Source organism: Pseudonocardia ailaonensis, from assembly GCF_039531635.1.
Lineage (GTDB): Bacteria > Actinomycetota > Actinomycetes > Mycobacteriales > Pseudonocardiaceae > Pseudonocardia > Pseudonocardia ailaonensis.
Window position 1 is genome coordinate 73,027 of record NZ_BAAAQK010000001.1, and the last position, 22,034, is coordinate 95,060.

18 protein-coding genes are annotated in these 22,034 nt (G+C 72.1%); 13 read left to right on the forward strand and 5 right to left on the reverse strand.

Translation table 11 applies throughout. From position 1 onward, the window contains the following. Window positions 1-9 precede the first annotated feature (9 nt). The 3 genes from ABD324_RS00345 to ABD324_RS00355 all read right to left on the reverse strand — a co-directional run bounded on the left by ABD324_RS00345 (window position 10) and on the right by ABD324_RS00355 (window position 5,826). Window positions 10-3,180 carry an ABC transporter permease subunit gene (locus ABD324_RS00345; protein ID WP_344411449.1) on the reverse strand — a complete coding sequence of 1,057 codons (3,171 nt, stop codon included), beginning with the start codon at window positions 3,178-3,180 and terminating at the stop codon, window positions 10-12. 5 nt (window positions 3,181-3,185) lie between these two features. Beyond that, window positions 3,186-4,424, reverse strand: coding sequence for an ABC transporter substrate-binding protein (locus tag ABD324_RS00350; protein WP_344411450.1), 1,239 nt, complete (start codon window positions 4,422-4,424; stop codon window positions 3,186-3,188). Between the two features lie 373 nt (window positions 4,425-4,797). Further along, window positions 4,798-5,826, reverse strand: coding sequence for a LacI family DNA-binding transcriptional regulator (locus tag ABD324_RS00355; RefSeq protein WP_344411451.1), 1,029 nt, complete (start codon window positions 5,824-5,826; stop codon window positions 4,798-4,800). 76 nt (window positions 5,827-5,902) lie between these two features. Between ABD324_RS00355 and ABD324_RS00360 the strand changes: the two genes are divergently transcribed. The 6 genes from ABD324_RS00360 (at window position 5,903) to ABD324_RS00385 (ending at window position 13,752) form a co-directional block, all read left to right on the forward strand. Then, window positions 5,903-6,982 (forward strand): adenosine deaminase family protein, encoded by a 1,080-nt coding sequence (locus tag ABD324_RS00360; protein ID WP_344411452.1) that lies wholly within the window; start codon window positions 5,903-5,905, stop codon window positions 6,980-6,982. A gap of 98 nt (window positions 6,983-7,080) precedes the next feature. Continuing rightward, entirely contained in the window at window positions 7,081-7,836 is a 756-nt protein-coding gene (locus ABD324_RS00365) for a glutamine amidotransferase (protein ID WP_344411453.1), read from the forward strand. Between the two features lie 86 nt (window positions 7,837-7,922). Next, window positions 7,923-8,996, forward strand: coding sequence for a BMP family lipoprotein (locus ABD324_RS00370; RefSeq protein WP_344411454.1), 1,074 nt, complete (start codon window positions 7,923-7,925; stop codon window positions 8,994-8,996). A 63-nt stretch (window positions 8,997-9,059) separates the two neighbouring features. After that, window positions 9,060-11,861, forward strand: coding sequence for an ATP-binding cassette domain-containing protein (locus ABD324_RS00375; protein ID WP_344411455.1), 2,802 nt, complete (start codon window positions 9,060-9,062; stop codon window positions 11,859-11,861). A 5-nt stretch (window positions 11,862-11,866) separates the two neighbouring features. Continuing rightward, window positions 11,867-12,802 (forward strand): ABC transporter permease, encoded by a 936-nt coding sequence (locus ABD324_RS00380; RefSeq protein WP_344411792.1) that lies wholly within the window; start codon window positions 11,867-11,869, stop codon window positions 12,800-12,802. 38 nt (window positions 12,803-12,840) lie between these two features. Then, a complete protein-coding gene (locus ABD324_RS00385) occupies window positions 12,841-13,752 on the forward strand; it encodes a ribokinase (RefSeq protein WP_344411456.1) in 912 nt (303 codons plus the stop codon). A gap of 122 nt (window positions 13,753-13,874) precedes the next feature. On the opposite strand, the gene ABD324_RS00390 is transcribed toward ABD324_RS00385, so the two are convergent. After that, on the reverse strand, window positions 13,875-14,372 hold the full coding sequence (locus tag ABD324_RS00390) for a nuclear transport factor 2 family protein (protein ID WP_344411457.1): 498 nt from the start codon (window positions 14,370-14,372) through the stop codon (window positions 13,875-13,877). 223 nt (window positions 14,373-14,595) lie between these two features. Here ABD324_RS00390 and ABD324_RS00395 point away from each other — a divergent pair, with 223 nt between their 5' ends. Beyond that, window positions 14,596-15,867 carry an MFS transporter gene (locus ABD324_RS00395; RefSeq protein WP_344411458.1) on the forward strand — a complete coding sequence of 424 codons (1,272 nt, stop codon included), beginning with the start codon at window positions 14,596-14,598 and terminating at the stop codon, window positions 15,865-15,867. Between the two features lie 3 nt (window positions 15,868-15,870). Here the strand turns inward: ABD324_RS00395 and ABD324_RS00400 are convergent, their stop codons facing one another. After that, window positions 15,871-16,338 carry a MarR family winged helix-turn-helix transcriptional regulator gene (locus ABD324_RS00400; protein WP_344411459.1) on the reverse strand — a complete coding sequence of 156 codons (468 nt, stop codon included), beginning with the start codon at window positions 16,336-16,338 and terminating at the stop codon, window positions 15,871-15,873. Window positions 16,339-16,380: 42 nt separating this feature from the next. Here ABD324_RS00400 and ABD324_RS00405 point away from each other — a divergent pair, with 42 nt between their 5' ends. Genes ABD324_RS00405 through ABD324_RS00430 form a run of 6 tightly spaced genes read left to right on the forward strand, consistent with a single transcriptional unit; the run spans window position 16,381 to window position 22,029 of the window. Further along, window positions 16,381-17,400, forward strand: coding sequence for an Ldh family oxidoreductase (locus ABD324_RS00405; protein WP_344411460.1), 1,020 nt, complete (start codon window positions 16,381-16,383; stop codon window positions 17,398-17,400). Between the two features lie 49 nt (window positions 17,401-17,449). Continuing rightward, entirely contained in the window at window positions 17,450-18,475 is a 1,026-nt protein-coding gene (locus ABD324_RS00410) for an LLM class flavin-dependent oxidoreductase (RefSeq protein ID WP_344411461.1), read from the forward strand. Between the two features lie 3 nt (window positions 18,476-18,478). Next, on the forward strand, window positions 18,479-20,122 hold the full coding sequence (locus tag ABD324_RS00415) for an AMP-binding protein (RefSeq protein WP_344411462.1): 1,644 nt from the start codon (window positions 18,479-18,481) through the stop codon (window positions 20,120-20,122). An 8-nt stretch (window positions 20,123-20,130) separates the two neighbouring features. Beyond that, window positions 20,131-21,105: a beta/alpha barrel domain-containing protein gene (locus ABD324_RS00420; protein WP_344411463.1), complete on the forward strand. Its 975-nt coding sequence runs from the start codon at window positions 20,131-20,133 to the stop codon at window positions 21,103-21,105. Continuing rightward, entirely contained in the window at window positions 21,102-21,635 is a 534-nt protein-coding gene (locus ABD324_RS00425; protein WP_344411464.1) for a type II 3-dehydroquinate dehydratase, read from the forward strand. The genes ABD324_RS00420 and ABD324_RS00425 overlap by 4 nt, the downstream gene beginning before the upstream one ends. Before the next feature lie 7 nt (window positions 21,636-21,642). Continuing rightward, window positions 21,643-22,029 carry a carboxymuconolactone decarboxylase family protein gene (locus ABD324_RS00430; RefSeq protein WP_344411465.1) on the forward strand — a complete coding sequence of 129 codons (387 nt, stop codon included), beginning with the start codon at window positions 21,643-21,645 and terminating at the stop codon, window positions 22,027-22,029. Window positions 22,030-22,034: the final 5 nt, after the last annotated feature.

Below are 22,034 nucleotides of genomic sequence, written 5' to 3' on the forward strand. Positions count from 1 at the left end.
TCAGCATGGTCATGAGTGGTCCTTCGCGATCTGGAGCACCGGCGCACCGGGCTCGGGGGAACCGGCGGGACCGTCCGTGGCATCGGAGACACCCAGGTAGGCGTCGATCACCCGCTGGTCGCGCTGCACCTCGGCCGGTGGCCCGTCGGCGATCCGGCGGCCGCCGTCCAGCACGACGATCCGGTCGCACACGGACATGATCAGGTTCATGTCGTGCTCGATCACGAGCACGCCCAGGCCCCGCTCGCGCGCGACGCGGCGGACCAGGTCGGTGAACTCGGCCCGCTCGGTGTCGTCGAGCCCGGCGGCCGGCTCGTCCAGCAGCAGGATCGCCGGCCCGGTCGCGAGCGCCCGGGCCACCGCGACGAGCCGCCGCCGGCCCAGCGGCAGGGTGTCGGCCCGGCTCTGCAGGACCTCGGTGAGTCCGAAGTCGACGACCGCGGCGGCCGCCACCGGCGACAGCCGCAGCCGGCCGGGCCGGACCAGGTTGGTGAGGTAGGCCCGGACGTCGTGCTGGTCGCTCGCCGCCGCCAGGTTCTCCAGGACCGTCAGGTCGTCGAACAGCTCCAGGTTCTGGAAGGTGCGGGTGATGCCGCGGCGGGCCCGCCGGTGGGCCGGGAGCCCGTCGATGCGCTGCCCGCCGAGCGCGATCTCGCCGCCGCGCAGCGGGACGTACCCGGTGATGGCGTCGACCAGCGTGGTCTTGCCCGCCCCGTTCGGCCCGATCAGCCCCACGACCTCGCCGGGGCGGACCTCGAGGCCCACCCCGTCCACCGCGACGACCCCGCCGAAGCCGACCGTCACGTCCGTGACGACCAGGGCCCGGTCGGGCCGGGAGGTGCCCTCCTCCGGTGCGGGCGCGGGCGTGGCGGTGAGGTCCGCGGCCGACAGGGCCACGGCCGGCCGGCGGACCAGGTCCCGGGCGGCGTGCACCGCGCTCGCCGCCAGCCCGTTGCCGTTCTGCAGCAACATGACCAGCAGCCCGACCCCGCCGATCGCCGGCAGGTAGACGGTCAGGTTCGTCATCACGTCGATGACCTGGAGGGGGAAGGCGAAGAAGCCGAGCAGGGCGACGAGCACGAACGCGGCGAGGGCGGACCATCGTGGGAGGCCGGCCCGCCTGCCCACCGCCGCGACGACCTGGGCCGCGACGGCGCCCAGGATCAGCGCGCCGAACAGGCCCGCGAGCGGCACGTAGACGTCGAGCAGCCCCAGCAGCGCGCCGATCGGCCGGTTCAGCAGGAAGCCGGCGACGAGGGCGAGCAGCCCGGCGACGAGCCCGGAGCGGCGCGGGAGCAGCCCCCGCGCGACGAGCGCACCGACGATCGGCCGGACGACCGCCCAGACGAGCAGCGCGGTGATCCAGGCCCGGGGCTCGGCGACGTCGGCGAACCAGTCGCCGACGTCCTTGCCCGCGGCCGCGCCGAGGGTGCCGGGGAAGAGCACCGCGCCGAACACGCTGCCCAGCAGCGAGCCGATGCCGCCGATCACGCCGAACCCGACGGCGTAGATCGACTGCAGCGGGTTGTAGGCGGTGCCGTAGGCGATCACGCTCTCCCGGAAGGAGAGCAGGATCCCGGCGGTGCCCGCGATCCCGGCGGAGAGCACGAACGCGTACAGCTTCGCCGCGGCCACGTCGATCCCGAGCGACGCGGCCGCCCGCTCGTTCGTCCGGACCGCGATCAGCCGCCTGCCGGCGCGTCCGCGGCGCACGCTCAGCACGGCCAGGGTGAGCAGCGCGAGGACGAGGACGCACACCGTCGCGTACGTCTCGGGGTGGTCGGACGGGCTCAGGTCGATCCCGAACAGGCTGATCTTCCCGACGACGGTGTTGAACGGCGACACCCCGAAGGTGTCCACGCTGCCCGGCGGGGCCGGCGAGTAGTAGCTGCGGACGAACAGCAGCGCGTACACGGCGCTGCCGAGGCTCAGGGTGATGATCCCGAGCGCCACGCCCCGTGTGCGCAGGGCCGGCAGGGCGAAGAGCGCGCCGCAGACCGCCGCCCCGACGATGCCCACGAGCGCCGCCGCACCGAAGGCCCAGAACTGCGTGGCGACGAGGCGCCCCGCGATGAGCGCCGCGATCCCCGCCAGGGCGATCTGGCCGAGCGACAGCTGCCCCGCGTACCCGAGCACGACGACCAGGGACAGCAGCAGGAGTGCGTAGGTCGCGTGGACCCCGGTCGCGGCGATCCAGTCCGGCGGCAGCACCGTCCAGATCGCCAGGATCGTCACCGCGACGGCGGCCACGACCGCCACCGGGCGGAAGGTGCCGGCGCCGAGCAGCGGCCGCCGCTCCGACCGCTGTCCGCGGGCGGGCAGCCGGTCGCCCCGCAGCGCGAGCACCACGACGATCGCGAGCAGCGGCAGGAGCTGTTGCACCCCTTCGAACGCGGGATGGGGCGCCACGACCAGGCCGGACAGCAGCTGTTGGAGGAACGCGAGCACGACCGCGGCGACCGCGGCGACCGGGAACGACCGGAAGCCCGCCACCATCGCCACCGCGAGGGCCGGCACGACGTTGAGCGTGAGCGTGGTGCTGTCGAGCGCGCCCTGGACGGGGAAGATCAGCACCGCCGCGACCGCGGCCGCCACCCCGGACAGGGTCCAGCTGAGCAGCGCGATCCGGTCCGGGGACAGGCCCAGCGCCGAGGCCGCCCGCCGGTTCTCCGACACCGCGGCGGTCGCGAGCCCGAAGGAGGTGAAGCGGTACACGGCCCAGAGCACGACCGTCGCGACGACGCCGACCGAGAGCAGCAGGAGCTGGTCCACGGTGACGGAGGTGCCGAGCACCGTCACCGATTCGCGGGGCAGTACGGCCTCGACCAGGCCTCCGTTCGGCCACAGCAACGCCACCGCCTCGGACACGAGGATGACGATGCCGAGCGTGGCGACGATGCGGGACACCAGCGAGGCGTCCCGCAGCGGCCGCACGACGAGCCGGTAGGTCAGCCCGCCGAGCAGCCCCACCCCGCCCACCGTCAGCAGCAGCGCCGGGACCAGGGGCATGCCGCCCACGCGCACGCCGTGGAACAGGTACGCGCCGAACGTGATGTAGGCGCCCTGCGCGAAGTTGAGCATCCCGGACCCGCGGTGGACGATCAGGATGCCCTGCGCGAGCAGCATGTACAGCGCACCGGTCCCCGTGGCGAGCACGAGGTACTGGGTGACCCCGCCCATGGCGCTCAGGACCGTCCCTGCAGCAGGCTGATGACGTTGTACGCCTTGCCCGTCGCGACGTAGTTGCCGGCGGCGGCGTCCCAGCGGTAGCCGCTGTAGAGCGGGTTGGTCAGCCGGGCCAGGTTCGGGACGGCGGTGGTCCGGGTGTAGTCGATGGGCGCGGCCAGCAGCCCGGGGAAGTTCAGGTCGGTGGTCTTCGAGAAGGCATCGGTGACCGACTCGCGGGTGATCTGCGGGAGGCCGCCGGCGACCTTGGCGAAGGCGTGCACGGCCATCCATGCGCTCAGGGCCGAACCGTTGCGCTGGTCCGGGGCGGCCGCCTCGTCCTTGCTCGAGGCGTAGAAGGCGTCCATCTCGTCGACGTAGCGCTTGCCGTCCGCGCCGCTGACGCCGGCCAGGGACGCGGGCGGCACCGGAGAGGCGATGAGGAAGCCGTCGGCGGCCTTGCCCAGGCCCTTGAGGTCCGCGGCGGTGACCACCCCGTCGGCGGAGCAGACCGTGATCCGGCCGTTGCCCGAGCTGAGCGTCGAGATCAGCTGGGGCTGCGCGAGGGCGGTCACGGCGCCGGTGCTGCCGGCGTTGAGGAGGGTCTGCACCGGCGCGGCCAGGTTGTTCTCGTTGTAGGACACGCGGGCACCGGTCGTGTACGTGGTGCCCGGGAGCTTGCCCAGGACGGACTGGACGCCGGCGACCAGGGTCGCGCCCCCACCGGTGTCCAGAGCGATCGTGCCGATCTGCGAGGCACCGGCGTCCTGCAGCGGTCCGGGGCAGGCCAGCAGGCTCATCGCCGAGACGGCGATCGGGAAGCTCGTGACGCTGGTCGCCGCCAGATCGGTGGATCCGACACCGGCGACACCGATGTTGGCGATCTTGTACTTGACCGAGGCCTCCACGACGGTCGTGGTGTCCTTGACCTGGTTGCCGACCATGGCGATCACGTTGTTGCGGGCCAGGTCCTGGGCGCACGCCGCCTCGCCCTCGGCGGTGTTGCGGTGGTCGCAGATCCGGATCTCGATCGGCCGCCCGCCCACCCCGCCCTGGGCGTTGATCGCCGCGGCCGCGGCCTCGGCGGCGGCGGGCACCTGGGGTGCCCGGGCGCCGGCCGAGACCGACCCGATCCACTCCAGGACGATCGGCTCCGTGGCGGTCGAGCCGCGCCCGCCCGGGGCCGAACAGGCGGTCAGGCCGACGGCCAGTGCGGCGGCGAGCGTGGCGATGGTCCGTGCGGAGACGGTAGGTCGCATCGTCGAGATCCCCCGGTTCAGGTCGGTGGGCAGCGACCCGCGCGAGGACCCGGGCGACGCTGACCTGGTTTCGGACGAAAGTGCCGCCAGAGGTGGACCGGGAGGGCGGCGTGCCGAAATTTACCGGACGGCACGCTAATTAGCTAGCGCAACGATGTGCACTCCCGCCAGGCTCGGTGGCAACGTGCTGTCTCGCCGAACTTTTCGGCCGACAAGTTATCGTCCGCCCACAACGCGCCTGGCGCGCCGGCTGTAGTGGTCGGCGATCTGTTCGAGCCCGAACTCCCCGCCGGCGTCGTACCAGCGGGCGACGTCGTCCCGAGCGGGACCGGGTCCTCCTGGGCGGGTGGGACGGCTCACGGATGTCGTGCGGTCACCGGGGCCGGGCCGCGCCGGTACTCGAGCGCACGACGAGCTCGACCGCGAGACGTCGCCTGCTCGCCCCGGCGTCCGGCTGGTCGATCACCCGGTCGAGCAGGAGCGCGGCCGCCTCCCGCCCCAGGTCGATGGGCGACTGGCGGACCGTCGTGAGTGGAGGTGTGATGCGATGCGCGAAGTCCAGGTCGTCGAACCCGACGACGGACACGTCCGACGGCACGCTCCTCCCCGCGCGGTCGAGCTCGGCGATGACGCCGAAGGCCATGAGGTCGTTCGCGGCGAAGACACCGGTCACCTCGGGGCGCTCGACCGCCAGCTCGCGGCCGAACGCCGCGCCCGCCGCCTCCGTGTAGTCGCCCTCCCGCACCACGGCGTCGTGGAAGATCTCCGTGAATCCCGCGGCCCGGAGCGTGCTCGACGTGAGGCCGGGCGGCCCGGTGACCACGGCGACCTGCCGGTGGCCGAGCTCGCGGAGGTGCTCGGCAGCCAGTCGCCCGCCTTCACGGTGGTCGCTCGTGACGACGGGGCAGTCGATTCCCGTGATCTCCTCGTCGACGGCCACGACGGGGAACTGCGTCGCGATCGTCGCGAGCATGTCGTCCCACGGCGCGTCCCCGGCGTTGTAGACGAGGCCGTCGATGGTCCCGCTGCGGAGCATGTTGAAGAACCGCTTCTCCCGCCGCGGGTCCGAGCGCGAGGTGAAGAGCGTGACCCCGTACTCCCGCGAGTGCGCGAGATCCTCGACCCCGGTGGCCACGGCGCCGAAGAAGGGGTTCGAGAGGTCGGGCACGACGACACCGATCATGAACGAGCGACCCGACTGCAGCGTCCGGGCCGCGAAGTAGGGCACGTACCCGAGCTCCGGCACCAGGGCGCGGATCCGTTCGACGGTCTCCTTCGCGACCGGTCTCTTGCCGGAGAGGGCGTGCGAGACCGTCGTCACGCTGACCCCGGCCCGCTTGGCCACGTCGCGGATCGAGACGGGTTTGCCGGGGTGCATCGCCGGGTTTCTCTCGTCGGCCACTGCTGTCTCCCGGGTCGTCGGCGGGCACGAGCGCAACCCGTGCATGCAAAACATTTTGTGTCTAGTGTGCACCGACATGGCGACCGGCGCCATGTCGTTCATCAAGGAGCACCTCATGTGGGACCGCGTCATCCGGACGCCGGAGCAGCTGCGGGCGACCCGCCGACTGCTCGCGCAGCTTCCCAAGGTGGAGCTGCACGCCCACCTCGCCGCGAGCATCCCCGAGCGGCTCGTCAGGGAGGCGGCCGAGAAGCACGGGGTACGGTTCCCCGACCCGTCGCACCCGTACCGCTTCGAGGGTGGGTTCCACGAGTTCCTGCTCGTGTACGAGCAGGTCGTCGACGTGTTCCGCACACCGGAGGAGCTCGCTCGGGCGACCTACGAGTCGTTGGCCGCGGAGGCCGCGCGGAGCAACCTGCGCTACCGGGAGATGCACTACCCGCCCGCCCTCAGCCGTCATCTCGACTACGTCGAGTCCGTGCAGGCGATCGCCGACGGGATCGAGCGGGCGCGGCGCGAGACGGGGGTCGACGCCCGCATCATCATCGCGATCTACCGCAACCAGGGCCGCCAGGCCGCCGAGCAGCTGGCCGCGGACATGATCGCGCACCCGCACCCGCTCGTCGTCGGGCTCGGCATCGAGGCCGAGGGGACGGTGGCCCCCATCGAGTGGTTCCACGACGCCTACGCGTCGATCCGGGAGGCCGGGTATCCGGTCACCGCCCACGCCGAGGAGCACGTCGACGCCGAGGAGGCGCTCTACGACCTGCACTCGCTCGGGTGCAGGCGGATCGACCACGGCTACGCGCTGGCAGGCGACCCGGATGCCGCCGCGGCGGTCCGCGAGGCAGGTGTCCACCTCGCGGCCACCTGGATCGGGGCCTCCGACCGGTTCGGCAAGACGCCCGACAACCCCATCCGCACGCTCCTGGAGCAGGGGCTCGACGTCTCGATCTCGAGCGACGCCCCGGGGATCAGCGGCATCTCGCTGAACGAGTTCCTGGAGGACGCCCTCGTCTCCCTGCAGCTGCCCGACCGCTACCTGGTCGAGCAGAACTTCTCCCAGCTCGACCACGCCTGGCTGGGCGACGAGGAGAAGGCGGCGATCAGGGCCGAGATCACGTCGGCGCTCGCCGGAGCCGGGTTCGACGCGTAACCGCAGGCAGTCGGCCGGATGGGCGGTCTGCGTCACCTTATGCAAAACATTTTGTTCTCCTACGATCCCTCCAACTTCCCCACCGAAAGGCAAGTCAGATGGCTCGAGTGCTCCTCATCGGGGAGTCGTGGTTCGTCCACTCCATCCACCAGAAGGGCTTCGACTCCTTCACGACGTCCGAGTACGAGGAGGGAGGCCAGGAGTTCGTCGCCGCACTGCGGGGCGCCGGCCACGAGGTCAGCCACATGCCCGCCCACCGCATCGAGTCCGACTTCCCGCGCGTGGCCGACGACCTCCGCGCGCTCGCCGACGTCATCGTGATCTCGGACGTCGGCGCGAACAGCTTCCAGCTGTCCCACGCCACGTTCGCCCGGTCCGTCGTCGAGCCGGACCGGATCGGGATGATCACCGACTTCGTCGGCGCCGGGGGCGGCGTCCTCATGGTGGGCGGCTACATGACCTTCGCCGGCATCGACGGTCGGGCCCGCTGGGCCGACACCACGCTCGCCGGCCTCCTCCCCGTCACGGTGCGCACGAGGGACGACCGTGTCGAGCTCCCGGCCGGCGTCGAGCCGAAGGTCGTCGGTGCGCACGCGATCGTCGCCGAGCTCGACGCGACCTGGCCGCCGCTGCTCGGGCTCAACCGCGTGGAGGCGCGTGAGGGTTCGAAGACGCTCGCCGTCGCCGGCGACGACCCGCTGCTCGTCGTCGGGACCGCGGGCGCGGGGCGGGCCGCCGCGTTCACGTCCGACCTCTCGCCGCACTGGGCGACCCCGGCCTTCCTGGCATGGGACGGGTACCGGCCCCTCTTCGACCGCATCGTCCGCTGGTTGTCCGGCGAGCTGGACGACTGACAGCCGGACCGCAGATCTCCACCCGGCAACGACCGGCCCGGTGGCCGCACGAAACCCCACGTCGTCAGAACCCCGAAGGGCATGGCATGAATCTCAAGAGACTCGGTCTCATGGTCGTCGCTGCCGCGGTCGCCGTGAGCATGGCTGCCTGCAGCAGCTCCGCGAGCGGCAGCGGCACCGGCAGCGGCACCGGCGGCGGCACCGGCAGCGGCAGCGGCAGCGGCAGCGGCAGCAAGTCGATCGCCAACATCGTGCCCGGCGCACTCGGCGACCAGAGCTTCTTCGACAGCGCGGAGTCCGGCATCCAGACCCTGAAGGCGGCCGGCTACACCACCACGACCCTCCAGGCGGACACCACCAACATCGCGCAGTGGAAGTCCAACCTCCAGTCCGTGTCGACCGGGCAGTGGGGGCTCGTCGTGATCGGCAGCTCCGTCGCGGTGGACCCGCTCACCGAGCTCGCCCCGAAGTTCCCGAACCAGCACTACATCTTCTACGACGGTGAGGTGAAGGCGCCCAACGTCGCGTCGATCACCTACAAGCAGAACGAGAGCGGCTACCTGTCCGGTGTCCTCGCCGCCCTGGTCTCCGGCGACCCGAAGTCGTTCCCGCTGGCCGCGGGCAAGAAGACGATCGGCGTGATCGGGGCCATGGACATCCCCGTCATCCAGGACACGATCGTCGGGTTCCAGGCCGGGGCCAAGGCCGTCGACCCGAACGTGAAGGTGCTCACGAGCACCGTCGGCTCGTGGACCGACTCGGCGAAGGCCTACGACCAGGCGAAGGCGATGTTCGACCAGGGTGCGGACGTCGTGTTCGGCGTCGCGAGCGCTGCCGGCGCGGGGATCCTGCAGGCGGCCAAGGACGCGAACAAGTACGCCATCGGCATCGACAGCAACCAGAACGCGGTGCAGCGGGGCCACATCCTCGCGTCGGCGCTGAAGAAGGTCGGCGAGTCGATCGACCAGGCCGCGAAGGCCAACGAGCAGGGGAAGCTGGAGTACGGCAAGACCACGGTGTTCGGCCTCGCCAACGACGGGGTCGGCCTGACCTACGACGACAACGGAGGGATCGTGCCCGACTCGGTCGTCAAAGCCGTCGACGACTACAAGAAGAAGGTCGTCGCCGGGGACATCAAGGTCCCCACTGTCCTGGCCTGACGCGCGAGACGATGGTGGGGCCACACGCCCCACCATCGTCCACGCATTCTCGAGGAAGCGTTGATGGTTCGCCCACTTCTCGAACTACGGCACGTCACGAAGACATTCGGCGCCAAGATCGCCAACGACGACGTCTCGCTCGCGGTCCTGCCGGGGACGGTGCACGCGATCGTCGGCGAGAACGGCGCCGGCAAGTCGACGCTGATGAACATGATCTCCGGGATCCTGCAGCCCGACTCCGGCGAGATCCTCGTCGACGGCTCACCGGTGGTCGTCGCGGACCCGCGCGCCGCCGACGCCCTCGGCATCGGCATGGTCCACCAGCACTTCAAGCTGGTGCCCTCGCTGAGCGTCGCGTCGAACATCTTCCTCGGCAACGAGACGAGCGGTCGCCTCGGCAGGCTCGACCGGCGGGCGATGGAGAGCCGTGTCGCGGCGCTGTCCGCCGAGCTCGGCCTCCACGTCGATCCGCGGGAGAAGGTGGAGGACCTGTCGGTCGGTGAGCGGCAGCGCGTCGAGATCGTCAAGGCGCTGTCGCACGACACCCGGCTGCTGATCCTCGACGAGCCGACCGCCGTGCTCACGCCGTCGGAGTCGGACGAGCTCTTCGTCGTGATCCGGGGGCTCGCCGCCCGTGGCTGCGCCGTGCTCTTCATCTCGCACAAGCTCGGCGAGGTGCTCGCGATCGCCGACCAGGTCACCGTCGTCCGCGACGGCCGCGTGGTCGACAGCCGCCCCGCCGCCGGGCTCAGCGAGACGGACATCGCCTCGATGATGGTCGGGCGGGAGGTGCTGCTGCGCATCGCGCACACACCGTCCCGGCCGACGGACGAGGTGCTGCGGGTCGACCGTCTGGTCGCCGTCGACCAGCGCGGGGTGGTCGCCGTCGACGATCTCGACCTGTCGGTGCGGCGGGGCGAGATCGTGGGGATCGCGGGCGTCGAGGGCAACGGCCAGGCCGAGCTCGCGGCGGCCATCGCCGGGATGTCCCTGCCGGCCCGCGGCACCGTGACACTCGCCGGGGCGGACGTCACCCGTGCGTCCGTCGCGCTCCGGCGCGAGCGCGGCCTCGCCTACATCCCGGAGGACCGTCACGCCGAGGGCGCGGCGCCGTCGCTGACCATCGCCGAGAACATCGCCGCCGGCCACCTCACCCCTCCGATCGCGCGGCGCGGCTGGCTCTCCCTCGCCGCCGTCCGCCGGTACGCGGCGCGGCTGATCGCGACCTTCGACATCCGCGGCGCGAGTCCGGAGACGGTCATCTCGTCGCTGTCGGGCGGCAACATGCAGAAGGTCATCATCGCGCGGGAGTTCGAGACGGGCCCGGAGCTCCTGATGGTCTCGCAGCCGACCCGCGGCGTCGACGTGGGAGCGATGGAGTTCGTCCACAACTCGCTCGTCGGCATCCGGGACCGGGGCGCGGGCGTGCTGCTGTTCTCGGCCGACCTCAACGAGGTGATGAGCCTCTCCGACCGGCTGCTCGTGATCTACCGTGGCCGGATCATCGCCGAGTTCACCCAGGAGTCCATGTCGGACGTGGCGGTCGGGCTCGCGATGGCGGGTGTGCCACCGACGACGGAGGCGCTCGCCGAGGCCGAGGCCGAACGGGAGCGGGTCGCGAGGGAGCTGGAGGCCAGCGGCGCCCACCCGGCCGAGCCCACCGGGGCGGTGCTCGACCGCCTGGTCGAGCGGTCGAGCACCGCCCCGGTGGGCACGCTGCACAACGACGGCGCCGACGCCCGGCCCGAGCCGGCACGCCGGTGGAGCGCCGTCCTGGCGGACCTCGCCTCCCACACCTTCCGGAACGCGGCGCAGCCCGTCGTCGCCGTTCTCGCCGCGCTCGTCGTCGGAGCCGTGGTCATCCTGGGCATCGGCCAGAACCCGGTCGACGCCTACGTCGAGCTCTTCAGATCGCCGTGGGCGACGCCCTTCGGCGTCAGCAGCGTCATCGCCGTGTTCGTCCCGCTGACGATCATGGCGGCGGGCACGATCATCTCCTTCCGGGCGGGCTTCTTCAGCCTCGCCGCCGAGGGGCAGCTGTACCTGGGCGCGTTCGCCGGCGCCTACGTCGGGTTCTCTTTCCACGGGCTGCCGCCCGCCGTGCACATTCCGCTCGTGCTGGTGGCCGGGGCCGTGACCGGAGGGCTGTGGGGTCTCCTGCAGGGCGCGCTGAGCGCCTACCTGCGGATCGACATGCTCGTGCTCACACTGCTGATGTCGCAGGTGGCACAGCTGATCACGAACTTCCTCGTCACCGGACCGTTCGCCGACCCCACCTCGGCGGTCGCCGCATCGCCGAAGCTCGACGCGTCTGCCCTGCTCCCGGCCTGGGACCCGGTGTACGGCATCGGCCCGGATCTCGTGTTCGCGCTGGTCGTCGCGGTCGGCGCGGCGCTGCTGCTCAACCGGACGACGTGGGGGCTGCGGGTCAAGGAGCTCGGTGAGGCCAACCGCTTCGCCGAGTTCATCGGGACCTCCGCCAAGCCGATGGCGGCCCAGGTGATGGCCCTGAGCGGAGCGCTCGCCGGGTTCGCGGGGGCGCTGTTCGTGATCGGCGCGAACGGCGGGCGCTTCCTGCAGCAGTTCTCGCCCGGCTTCGGGTTCCTCGCGATCACCGTTGCGCTGCTGGCCAGGCTGAACCCGTGGGCCTCGCTGGTCGCGAGCCTGTTCTACGCCACGATGATGGCGGGCGGGACGGGCATCCAGGCCGTCGGCGTGCCCTTCCCGATGGTCAGCGTCCTCCAGGGACTGATCGTGATCGCCATCACCGCGACGTTCGTCGTCAACCGCCGCCGCACGCGGCGGACACCCACCCCAGCAGCGGCTCCCGAGCCGGTGGACGACCGGAAGGCGGTGGCGAAGTGACGGACATGCTCGCCCAGGTGCTGACCCTCGCGACCCTCGGCGTGATCCTCGCCAAGACCGCCCCGATCCTGCTCGCCGCCATCGGCGGCGGGTTCACCCAGGTCGGCGGGATCCTCAACATCGGGCTCGAGGGGATGATGCTCGCCGGGGCCTTCACCGGCATCGCGGTCGGCGGTGTCACCAACCCGTTCGTCGGAGTCCTCGCGGCAGTCGGTGGGGCAGTGCTCCTCGCCCTGGTCTACGCCGTGGCCGCGCTCGTGCTGAAGGCCGACTACACGGTCGTCGGGATCGGGATCAACCTCCTGGCCGCCGGCGGGACGGTCCTCCTGCTCAACGTGCTCTACGGCAATGCGGGCGCGACCCCCGGGACGGTCAAGTCCATCCTCCCCAAGATCGATCTCGGCGTCGTGGGCGACATCCCGGTCCTCGGTCGGCTCCTCGACCACCAGACCCCCCTCGTCTGGCTGGCGCTGCTGGTCGTGCCCGCGTACTGGTACCTGCTCTACCGCACCCGCTTCGGCGTCCACCTGCGGGCCGTGGGCGAGGACGAGTCGGCCGCGGTGGCGGCGGGCATCCGGGTCGGCCGGGTCAGGTTCACGGCCATCCTCGCCTCGGGCGCGCTGTGCGGGCTCGCCGGCGCCCAGCTGGCCATGTCGTCGGTGGGCTCGTTCAACGCGGGCATGACCGCCAACCGCGGCTTCATCGCGGTCGCGGCGATCATCTTCGCGCTGGGCAGGCCGGTCCCGACGCTGGTCGCCTGCCTCGTCTTCGGCGCCGCGGACGCGGTGGCCGACCGGCTGACCCTCGGTGGGCTGAACTCGTCGCTCGCACTGCTGACGCCCTATGTCATCACCGTCGTCGCGCTGGTCGTCGCCGCGGTCAGGATCCGCGCCGCGATCCGGTCCCGCACCCGCAGGGCGCTCCAGCACGCCCCGAGCTGACCGCCCCCTCCCTCCGTCCCCCCGAGCCAGGAGCATCCGTGCCGGTACGCCCCGTCCTCGTCGTCGGCAGCATCAACATGGACACGAGCAGTACCGTCGGACGGCTTCCCCGCCCGGGCGAGACCGTGCTGGCCTCACAGCTCCTCAGCCACGTCGGTGGCAAGGGCGCGAACCAGGCCGTCGCCGCCGCGCGCAGCGGCGCGAGCGTCACCATGGTCGCCCGGGTCGGCACCGACGCCGCGGGCGACGAGGCGACCAGCACCTTGCGTGCCGAGGGGGTCTGCGTCGACGGCGTCCTGCGCAGCGGGTCCCTGCCGACCGGGCGTGCGTTCATCAGCGTGGATCCCGAGGGGCAGAACCAGATCGTGGTCGCCTCGGGCGCCAACGCCGCGCTGAGTCCGGCGGACCTCGACGCCGTGGCACCCCTCGCGGCGCCGGGCGGGATCGTGCTGGCGCAGGGCGAGATCGACCCGTCGACGATCGTGCACGCGTCCGAGCTCGCCGCGCGGCGGCGGTCCCGGTTCGTCCTGAACCTCGCGCCCGTCGTGGAGCTCCCGCCCGAGACCCTCCGCGCCTCCGACCCCCTGGTCGTCAACGAGGTCGAGGCGGAGGCGCTCGGCATCGACACGTCCGACCTCGAGACGGATCTGGCCCGGCACGTCGGGACCCTCGCGACGTCGCTGGTCGTGACCCTCGGCGGGGCGGGCGCGATCTCGGCGCGCACCGGCGTCGTCGTCCGCCACCCGGCACCGGAGGTGACGGCGGTCGACACGACCGGGGCCGGAGACGCGTTCGTCGGTGCACTCGTCGCCGCGCTCGCCGACGGCGCGTCGCTCGAGGAGGCCACGGACGAGGCCGTCGAGGCGGGAGCCTTCTCGGTCCGGCACCACGGGACGATCACCTCGTACCGTCGGGGCGGCCGGCGCGGCCGCAACGGGGGCGCCGCGTGACCAGGAGGGTCGGTCCCCGCACGACCCGATGACGCCGGGTCCCCCGGGTGGCGACGGTGCGGCCGGGCCGGCCCGCCGGCCGGGGGTACGACAGAGGAGCAGCCCGGGGCCGCTCCCCCGCCCTACGGCTCGACCGGGTCCTGCCCCCCGACGCCCGGGAAGTCGATCGCCGTGGTCGGCGACTCGTACTGCAGGTACGGGACGTGCCGGCGCTTCGCGATCTTCCACCCGGACGGCTCCCGGACCAGCTCGTCCGTGACCTTCACCCACCGGACCAGGACGATCGGCCGGTCCGCGAGCTCCATCGTCGCGGACAGGTGCATGTCCGCCGTCGCCACGTCGCCGTCGACCGTGATCCGCAGGCTGCTCATGCTGTGGTCCACGAACCCGAAACGCTCGAGGAACGAGGCGAACACGTCGGCGAACTCGCTGCCCGTGTAGCGGCGCATCCCCCCGAAGTAGGACAGGTCGGCGTCGGGGGTGAAGCAGCTCCGCATGAGCGCCTCGTCGGCACGATCCATGGCGTGGGTGTACCGCTCGAGGACGTCCCGCACGGCGAGCCGGTCGGCGAGGGCTCCGTCCGTCACCGAGCTCGTCGACGTCGACGGGGTGGCTGTCATCGGGTCGTTCCCCTTCCGTAGGACGCCGCCTTCGGCGCGCCACCGAGTTTAGTTCAGCTACCGAAGACATCACAAGCATGCTTGCAATAGACCGCCCCGCTCGGCTAGCGTCCCGTCGACCTTGCAGCCGCCCATCCCGCCTGCTTCACCGCCTGCTTCATCGCCTCGAAGGAGAGGTCCCATGTCGGCACCGTCCGAAGCGGAATCCGCACGTGCAAGCACGGTGCGACGCACCACGTTGGCCGCCGCGATCGGCAACACCGTCGAGAACTACGACTACGCGGTGTACGGCCTGGTGGCCACCGTGCTGGCGAAGAACTTCTTCCCCAACTCCACGCCGGGAGCCGCGCTGCTCTCGACGTTCGCGGTGTTCGCCGCCGCGTTCCTCATCCGGCCCGTCGGCGCCCTGCTGCTGGGCTCGCTGGCCGACCGCATCGGCCGCAAGCCCACGCTGGTGATCACGCTGATCGGCATGGCCGTGGTCAGCACGCTGATCGGCCTGCTGCCCACCGCCTCGTCGATCGGGGTGGCCGCGCCGATCCTCCTCGTCCTGCTGCGCGTGGGCCAGGGTCTCGCCGCGGGTGGGGAGTACGGCACCGCGATCATCTACGCCGCCGAGTTCGCTCCCGCGCACCGCAAGGGCGAGATGGCCAGCCGGGTCCAGATGGGCAGCCTCGCGGGCCTGCTCCTCGGCGCGATCATCGTGGTGGCCCTGAGCCTGGGCCTCGGAGCCGAGGCCATGCAGGCGTGGGGCTGGCGGGTGCCGTTCCTCCTCGCGCTCCCGTTGGGCGCCATCGGTCTCTACCTGCGGAACCGCCTGGGAGAGACCCCGGAGTTCGAGGAGGTCAAGGAGGTCGCGAAGGACCTGCCCGCGGTCGACCGCAAGCTGTGGCGCAGCCTGCTGCTGGTCGGGGTGGCCGCCACGCACGCGGTCGGCTTCTACCTGGCCTTCACCTACGTGCAGAACCTGATCATCCAGCTGAAGTTCTCCCTGGTCACGGCGACCGTCGTGATCGGCATCGCGCTCATCGTCGGGATCGGCCTCGTACTCGCCGGTGGGCGCGTGTCGGACCGGATCGGACGCCGTCCCGCGCTGCTCATCGCGACCGCGGTGATCATCGTCGCCACGTACCCGCTGATGGCCGGGCTGACGTCGTCGACGAACCCGTGGGTGCTCGGCGTCTTCGCGGTGCTGCTGGCCGCCGCCCCGTCCTTCTACACCGGCATCGCCCCGATCACCTACATCGAGCTGTTCCCGGTGCACGCCCGCGGCATCGGCGTGTCGTTGGCCTTCAACATCTCCGTGGCGCTGTTCGGCGGCACCGTCCTGTACGTGACCCAGTGGCTGGTCCAGACGACCGGGGACAACCGCGCCGGTGCGTTCGTCCTCATCGGATCCGCCGTGCTCAGCGGCCTGACCGCGCTCGCCCTGCCGTCGGTCCTGGCAGCCCGGGTACGGCGTCCGTCGGCGACCACCGCCCCCGAGCCGGCCTGAGGCTCAGTCGCGGCTCGCGCGGCGGGCGTCCTTGATCTCGGTCTCGACCGCGACGGCGCACCGGCGCAGGGTGGCGACGAGCTCCGGGAACTGGCCGGGCTCGAGCATGCCGCCGAGCGTCGACTCGATCTTGTCGACCTCGGCGGCCATCTCGGTGAGGCCCGCCCTGCCGGCCGCGGTCAGGGCCAGCGACATGGCCCGTTCGCTCTCCGGGTGCGGGCTGCGGTCCACCCAGCCCCGGCGCTCGAGCTCGGCCACGATCCGGGTCATCGTCTGGGGCTTCACGAAGCAGCGGCGGGACAGCTGGGCCAGCGACAGGTTGGGCTGGCGCTCGAGGATCTTGAGCGCGGCGTAGCCGGACAACGTCATCCGCCACGGCTTGAGCCGCATCGCCCCGATGTTCGCCACGGCGCGTTCCAGGCGGGTGACCGCGTCGGTGAGGTAGTCCGGCTGGCCCGCAGCTGTGTCCACGCGCCAAGCTTAGACAGCATCCTTACAACCGGAGGTCATGACATGCCCGGCCCGACCACCACCTCGGCCCCGACGGTCCACCTGCCCATCGACGAGGCCCTCGGGGTGGCGACCGGGGCGCTGGTCGCCGCCGGCTACACCCGCGAGGAGGCCGCGGTCATCGGCGACCACCTGATGGACTGCGAGCTGCGCGGGCTGTCCTACGCCGGGCTGGCGCGCGCGGTGTCCATCATCGAGCGGGTCCGCGCCACCCCGCCGCCACGACCGATCCGGGTCGACCGCGAGACCCCCGTCTCGGCCGCGCTGGACGGCGGGGACCAGGTCGGCTACCTCGTCGCCACCCGCGCGATCGACATCGCCCTGGAGAAGGCCCGCGCCCAGGGCATCGCCGTCGTGGGCGCCCGCGAGACCTGGTACACGGGGATGTTCTCGTACTACCTCGAGCGCGTCATCGACGCCGGGTTCGTCGGCATGATCGCCGGCAGCGGCCCGGCCCTGGTCGCGCCGCACGGCGGCACCGAGTCCCGGTTCAGCACCAACCCCATCGCGTTCGGCTTCCCCACCGCGGACCGGCCGGTGATCTGGGACATCGGCACCTCGTCGATCACCCACGCCGAGGTCACCCTCGCCGCGAGGCTCGACGAGCCGTTGCCCGAGGGGAGGGCGTACGACCCAGCGGGCCGGCCGACGACCGACGCCACCGCCGCCCTGCAGGGCGCCTTCACCGTGTGGGGCGGGCACAAGGGCTCCGGGCTCGCCCTCGTCGTCCACCTGCTCGGCATGCTCGCCGGCGCCTCGGCCACGCCCGTCGGCGCGTCGGACTGCGGCTTCCTGGCCGTCGTCGTCGATCCGTCGGTCCTCGGCGACGCCGACGACTACCGCGCACGCGCGGCCGAGTTCGCCGAGTCCGTACGCGCCACCCGCCCGATCGACGGCGGGGCCCCGGTCCGGATCCCCTTCGACCGTTCGGCGGTGCGGCGGGCCGAGACCCTCCGGCGCGGGACGATCGAGGTCACGGCGCCCGTGGTGGACACGTTGCGGCGGACCACTCTGGCAGAATAGACAGCATGCTTATATAGTCCAAGCATTCTGCTACAGGAGGGCAATCGTCATGGTCGACTTCTTCACGGGGCTCCAGCCGCTCGAACCGGGCGAGGACGACCCCGCCGAGCTGGTCGGGCGGGTGCGTGAGCTCGACGCGTCGGAGGCGATCGACCGGGTGCTCGTGGGGTACTCGTCGATCTGGCCGCACAACCACGCGACCGCGCCGTACATCCTGGCGATGACCGAGAAGTTCTCGCCGATCGTCGCCCACCGGCCCGGGGTGATGGCCCCGACGGCCGCGGCCCGGTACTTCGCCACGCTGGACGTGCTGGCACGTGGTCGGCTGGCGATCAACGTGGTGGTCGGGGGTTCCGACAAGGACCTCCACCGCGAGAGCGACGCGTCGCCGAAGTCGGAGCGCTACGAGCGGGCGATCGAGTACCTCGACCTCGTCCGCCGGACCTGGACCGAACCGTCGTCGTTCGACCACGAGGGACGGTTCTACAGCGCGGAGAGCGTCAAGATCCTCACCCGCCCGGTCCAGGGCCAGGTCCCGATCTTCATGGGCGGGGAGAGCGACGCCGCGGTCGACTTCGGCGCGCGGCACGCCGACCTCTACATGCTCTGGGGCGAGCCGTTCGCCGGGACGACGGAGCGCATCGCGCGCGTCCGCGCCGCCGCGGAGGGCTACGCCCGGCCGATCGAGTTCTCGCTCAGCCTGCGGCTGTTCCTCGGCGAGACCGAGGACGACGCGTGGGCCAAGGCCCGCGCCGTCGAGCAGCAGATCGCCGACGCCCAGGGCGGTCACGCCTTCCTCCGCTCCTCGGCCACCGACACCTCGGTCGGACGCCGGCGCGCGCTGGCGCTGACCGACGAGGAGCTCCACGACACCTGCTTCTGGACCGGGCTGACGAAGCTGCTGGGCGGGTTCGCCAACTCCCAGGCACTGGTCGGGACCGAGGAGCAGATCCTGGACACCCTCGGCACCTACCACGACCTGGGCGTCGGGACCTTCCTCGTGACGACCGGGGCGGAGGCCGGCTGGGATCCTTCCCTGGAGGACTTCCTGCTGCGCGCCAAGAAGGAGCTGTAGACCGTGCTCGACCTGAAGTCGCTGGGAGGCGGCACCGTCGGTGGACTGCTCGCCGACCGCGCGTTCCACACCCCCGACAAGCCCGCCCTGGTGTTCGGGGACGAACAGCTCGACTACGCCGAGCTCGATGCGGCGGCGTCCGCGGTGGCCCGCGGCCTGCTCGGCCTCGGCCTCGCCCCGGGTACGTCCGTCGGCGTGTTCCTGCCGAACCGCGTCGAGACCCTCGTCGCGTTCTTCGGGATCGCCCGGGCGGGGCTGGTCGAGGTGCCGGTGAACACCGCCTACAAGGGCACCTTCCTCGACCACGCGCTCGGCCACACGGACGTGCAGGTCCTGATCACCGAGCCCGGCCTGCTCGACCTGGTCGCCGCCCTGCCGGAGCGCCCGCACGCCCTGCACACCGTGGTGGTGCTCGCGGACGGGGAGCCCGCGGACCGGACCATCGGCGCCGACCCCGTCCCGGCCGGTGTGTCGCTGCCCGGCGTCGAGATCCTCACCTGGCACGCCATGCTCGCCCGCGGCGACGCCGGCCAGGTGATCCCCGAGGTCGGCATCGACGATCCCGTGGGGATCATGCTGACGTCGGGGACCACCGGCCGCAGCAAGGGCGCGATCTACCCGGCGCTGATGCCCGTGGTCGCCGCGCACGAGTTCGCCGTGGCCATGGAGACCACCGCCGACGAGCGGCTCTACACCTGCCTGCCGCTGTTCCACGGCGCCGCGAAGATCAACATCTCGCTGCACGCGATCGTCGCGGGCGCCACCGTCGTGCTCGGCCGCCGGTTCAGCGCGAGCCGCTTCTGGGACGAGATCCGCCGTCACGAGGTCACGCAGTTCAACGCCCTCGGCTCGGTCCTGCCCATGCTGCTCGCCCAACCCCCGTCCGACCGCGACCGGGACCACCCGGCCCGCAAGGTGTTCGCCGCACCCGCCCCTCCCCCGGTCCTCACTGCCACCGAGGAGCGCTTCGGCGTGCACGTCGTGGAGGGCTACGGCCTCACCGAGATCAAGACAATCGTCTGGAACCCCATCCGCGAGCGCAAGATCGGCTCCATGGGCGTCCCCTCCGCCACGACCCTCCTCGAGGTGCACGACGACCTGGGCTTCCCGGCGCCGCCCGGGCAGGTCGGGGAGATCGTGTTCCGGCCCCGCGTCCCGCACGTCATGTTCGCCGGCTACCACCGCCAGCCCGAGGCCACCGTGGAGACCTCGCGCGACCTCTGGTGGCACACCGGGGACCTCGGGTTCACCGACGACGACGGCTACTTCTACTTCGTCGACCGGAAGAAGGACGCGCTGCGCCGCCGCGGCGAGAACGTGTCCTCCCAGGAGGTCGAGTCCGTCCTGCTGGACCATCCCGCCGTGGCCGAGGCCGCCGCGGTGGGCGTGGCCTCCGACCTCGGCGAGCAGGAGGTGATGGCCGTCGTGGCTGTGGCCGAGGGCACCGAGCTGGACCTGAAGGACCTGTTCGCGCACTGCGACCGGTCCCTGCCGCACTTCATGGTGCCCCGCTACTACCGCCTCGTCGAGCGGTTCCCCGCCACGCCCACCGGCAAGATCCGCAAGGCGGTGCTGCGGGAAACCGGGCTGACCGACGACACCTGGGACGCCGAGGCCGCGGGCCTGGCCCCCACCCGGCACCGGTGAGCGAGCCCGTGAGCGAACCACCGACACGGGGAGCCGTGCGCCTGCGGGAGATCGCGCCGCGGCTCACCTTCCAGGCCCATCCGGTCCCGACCGAGCTCAAGATCGAGCTGGTGGAGCGGCTCGTCGGCGCCGGGATCCGGGACTTCGAGCTGTCCTCGTTCGTGCGCCCGGACCTGGTCCCCGGCCTGGCCGACGCCGCCGCGGTGTTCGCCGCGGTGCGCCCGGCGCCCGGTCTCACGCTGGGCTGCTGTATCGGCAACGAACGCGGCCTGCGCGCCGCCGCCGACGCGGGAGCCGACTCCGCCACCTTCCTGCTCTCGGCGGACGAGGACTTCGCCCGGGCCAACATCGGGCGCAGCACCGCCGAGTCCCTGGCCGAGCTCGAGCGCCTCGCGGACGTCGCCGCGGGCCTCGGCATCACCCTCGGCACCTACGTGATCTTCGCGTGGGGTGGCCCCCTCGGGCCCCCGCGCGGCCCGGCGGACCTCGAGCCGATCGCGCGCCGCCTCGTCGCCATCGGGGTCACGGACTGGGTGCTCGCCGACTCCTTCGGCTACGCCGCCCCACCGCAGCTCCGCGAGCTGCTCGCCGTCGCCGCGCACCACGTGCCACCGGGGTCGCTGACCGTGCAGGTCCACGACAGCCGCGGGCTCGGCGTGGCCAACGTCCTCGCCCTCGCCGAGCTCGGCGTCGGCACCATCGACGTCTCCCTCGCCGGGAGCGGCGGCCACCCGGCGATGCCGGGTCAGCGGGGCGGCGGGGTCTGCACCGAGGACGCCGCGCAGGCCCTGGAGCTCGCCGGTTACCACACGGGCCTCGACCTGGCCGCACTCGTCGAGACCGCGAACTGGCTGGAGGACTCCGGCGTACCCGGCCTGGGCTTCGTCCGGCACGTCGGCCCCGTGCCGCGCGCGGCCCGGGCGCCGGCCGCCCTGACCTTCGACTGGAACAACCCGACACACGAGAGCGAGCCAGCACAGTGACGAACCCAGCCGCCATCGACGGACTCCGCACGAGCGACCGGCGCTACACCATCGCCGTGATCGACGGGCCGAACGTCTCCAACCTCGCCCGCCGGAACAAGCGGATGTACGGCCCGAACGTCTCCGCCGAGGGCCTCGGGCGGTTCACCGAGGAGTGGGGCGCCCGCCTCGGCGTCGTGATCGAGCGGTTCATGTCCAACCACGAGGGCGACATCCTGGAGTACATCCACGAGTCGGGCGACCGGGTCGACGGCTACCTCGTCAACCCCGCCGGGCTGACCACCACCAGCCAGTCGGTGCCGTTCGCCCTCTACGACACCGGGAAGCCTGTGGTCGAGGTGCACTTCGCCAACATCAGGGCGTCGGCGGCGACGGCCCGCGGCCCGGTCTACGGCCCGGGTGAGTCCACCTTCACCCCGTACGTCTCCGGCCAGTTCATGGGGATGCGCGAGTACAGCTACCCGGGCGCGCTGCTCTCCCTGGTGCTGGCGCTGGACGACGAGACCTTCCTCGGCGCCAAGCCGGAGTAGCGGCGCGATGAGCAACGAGCTCACGGGCGAGGACGTGCTCGCCCGCATCCTCGCGGATCGTGGCCGCTACCCCGAGGTGTTCGAGGTCGCCGCCCGCTTCGATCCGCAGGCACTGCGGGACTTCCACGCCGGCTACCAGCACGCGATGGGTCCCGGCACCTCGCTGTCGGAGCCGGTGCGCCAGCTCGTCCTCCTCGCGCTGGACGCGGCCGCCCACTTCCACGGGGGCTGCCGCTTCCACATGCTCGAGGCGCTCCGGGCCGGGGTCGACCCCGAGGAGATCGTGGAGACGTTGCGGCTCACCGGGTTGACGGGTGGCTATCACGTGCCCCTCGTCGCGTATCCCCTCCTGGCCGAGGCCCTGGCGGAGTACGAGGCGGAGACCGGCCGGTAGGCCCA

Excerpts from the sequence above, each read along its gene's own strand:
- ABD324_RS00345 (WP_344411449.1), bottom strand. The coding sequence starts at position 3,180 with ATGGGCGGGGTCACCCAGTACCTCGTGCTCGCCACGGGGACCGGTGCG.
- ABD324_RS00350 (WP_344411450.1), bottom strand. The coding sequence starts at position 4,424 with ATGCGACCTACCGTCTCCGCACGGACCATCGCCACGCTCGCCGCCGCA.
- ABD324_RS00360 (WP_344411452.1), top strand. The coding sequence starts at position 5,903 with ATGGCGACCGGCGCCATGTCGTTCATCAAGGAGCACCTCATGTGGGAC.
- ABD324_RS00365 (WP_344411453.1), top strand. The coding sequence starts at position 7,081 with ATGGCTCGAGTGCTCCTCATCGGGGAGTCGTGGTTCGTCCACTCCATC.
- ABD324_RS00370 (WP_344411454.1), top strand. The coding sequence starts at position 7,923 with ATGAATCTCAAGAGACTCGGTCTCATGGTCGTCGCTGCCGCGGTCGCC.
- ABD324_RS00375 (WP_344411455.1), top strand. The coding sequence starts at position 9,060 with ATGGTTCGCCCACTTCTCGAACTACGGCACGTCACGAAGACATTCGGC.
- ABD324_RS00380 (WP_344411792.1), top strand. The coding sequence starts at position 11,867 with ATGCTCGCCCAGGTGCTGACCCTCGCGACCCTCGGCGTGATCCTCGCC.
- ABD324_RS00390 (WP_344411457.1), bottom strand. The coding sequence starts at position 14,372 with ATGACAGCCACCCCGTCGACGTCGACGAGCTCGGTGACGGACGGAGCC.
- ABD324_RS00405 (WP_344411460.1), top strand. The coding sequence starts at position 16,381 with ATGCCCGGCCCGACCACCACCTCGGCCCCGACGGTCCACCTGCCCATC.
- ABD324_RS00410 (WP_344411461.1), top strand. The coding sequence starts at position 17,450 with ATGGTCGACTTCTTCACGGGGCTCCAGCCGCTCGAACCGGGCGAGGAC.
- ABD324_RS00430 (WP_344411465.1), top strand. The coding sequence starts at position 21,643 with ATGAGCAACGAGCTCACGGGCGAGGACGTGCTCGCCCGCATCCTCGCG.